The 1420-nt window shown below is 41.3% G+C and carries 2 protein-coding genes; one reads left to right on the top strand and one right to left on the bottom strand.

Annotated features, from left to right (window positions below; translation table 11 throughout):
• Window positions 1–96: 96 nt before the first annotated feature.
• Window positions 97–567, bottom strand: coding sequence for a transcriptional regulator ArgR (gene argR, locus AB4653_RS18265; protein WP_004735909.1), 471 nt, complete (start codon window positions 565–567; stop codon window positions 97–99).
• A 332-nt stretch (window positions 568–899) separates the two neighbouring features.
• Here argR and AB4653_RS18260 point away from each other — a divergent pair.
• Window positions 900–1420, top strand: a 521-nt coding sequence (locus tag AB4653_RS18260; protein ID WP_408063582.1) for a lactate/malate family dehydrogenase, incomplete at its 3' end; no start/stop codon positions are given.

The following is a 1420-nucleotide window of genomic DNA, read 5'->3' as shown; positions in this document are numbered from 1 at the left end:
GGCGGGATAGATATCTTAGGATGTGATTTGGATCACGAACTAAATAGGTGTTTGTGATCCAATAGTAATGGCTGATAGTTATGAAACTGTGAGCAATTATCCTGCGTATTCAAACAGTTCGCATACAGAATCGAACAGTTGCTTAGTGGTAACTGATAAGGTTGGAGTAATGAAGATAGTATCATCTCCAGCAACTACCCCCAGTATGCCTTCTGACTTACCTAATGAATCTAATAAGCGAGCAATAAGCTGCGCGGCACCAGGGCCAGTGTGTATCACAACCAATGCATTGTTGTGATCAATATCTAACACTAACTCTCTTAAAGAGCTCGAAACCGTCGGAACACCAAGTTCAGCAGGAAGACAATAAACCATCTCCATTTTTGCATTGCGTGTTCGCACGGCGCCAAACTTAGTTAACATACGCGAAACTTTAGATTGGTTGATACTTTCAAAGCCTTCATGCTTCAGAGCATCGACAATCTCGCCTTGCGAACCAAAACGTTCTTCTTTTAGTAGTGATTTAAAAGCTCGAACTAAGTTGTCTTGTTTTTCTGTATTGCGCATATGTCATTCTTATTCATTAACAAAGATGTTTGCATATTCTCGCATACATATTCAGTTCTCGCCAAAATATCACGGTAATTTGTTAGTCATATCACTGTAAAAATTTAATAGGATAATGTGTTATTTAAGACGAGTTGTTTTGTCATTTCAAATGATTATCGCCATAATGCGAACTTGCTGTGTAGCACGGTTTTATTGACTTGCGCGAAGTCGCAAAGCTAGCGTTAATTGATTGTAATCACTTTGTGATTAATATAGTTTTTTAACTTAAATTTAGCTCAAGAATTACCCTACAAAGAATCTATAAGAGAAAGCTCTCAAGGAGAATAACAATGAAAGTAGCTGTTATTGGTGCCGCTGGTGGCATCGGTCAAGCCCTAGCCCTACTACTAAAGAACCGCCTGCCTGCTGGTTCAGATCTTGCACTTTACGACATCGCTCCGGTAACCCCGGGGGTTGCTGCCGATCTTAGCCATATCCCAACGCCTGTTTCGATCAAAGGTTACGCGGGTGAAGATCCAACTCCAGCACTTGAAGGTGCGGATGTTGTGCTTATTTCTGCGGGTGTTGCTCGTAAACCTGGTATGGATCGTGCGGATCTTTTCAATGTGAACGCTGGCATTGTTAAGTCTCTAGCTGAAAAAATTGCCGTTACTTGTCCTACTGCTTGTGTTGGTATCATTACTAACCCAGTAAATACAACAGTGCCAATCGCTGCTGAAGTACTTAAGAAAGCGGGCGTTTACGACAAGCGTCGTTTATTCGGTATTACTACTCTTGATGTCATTCGTTCTGAAACGTTCGTTGCTGAGCTGAAAGATAAAGATCCAGGCGACATTCGTGTTCCTGTTAT

The sequence above is a fragment of the Vibrio sp. 10N.222.48.A3 genome (assembly GCF_041475345.1).
GTDB lineage: Bacteria > Pseudomonadota > Gammaproteobacteria > Enterobacterales > Vibrionaceae > Vibrio > Vibrio tasmaniensis_A.
Note: the sequence above shows the minus strand (reverse complement) of the source record. Positions and strands in the feature narration are given on the sequence as shown.

What these genes read in the sequence shown, in the direction of transcription:
- argR (WP_004735909.1), bottom strand. Translation starts at nt 567, where the DNA reads ATGCGCAATACAGAAAAACAAGACAACTTAGTTCGAGCTTTTAAATCA.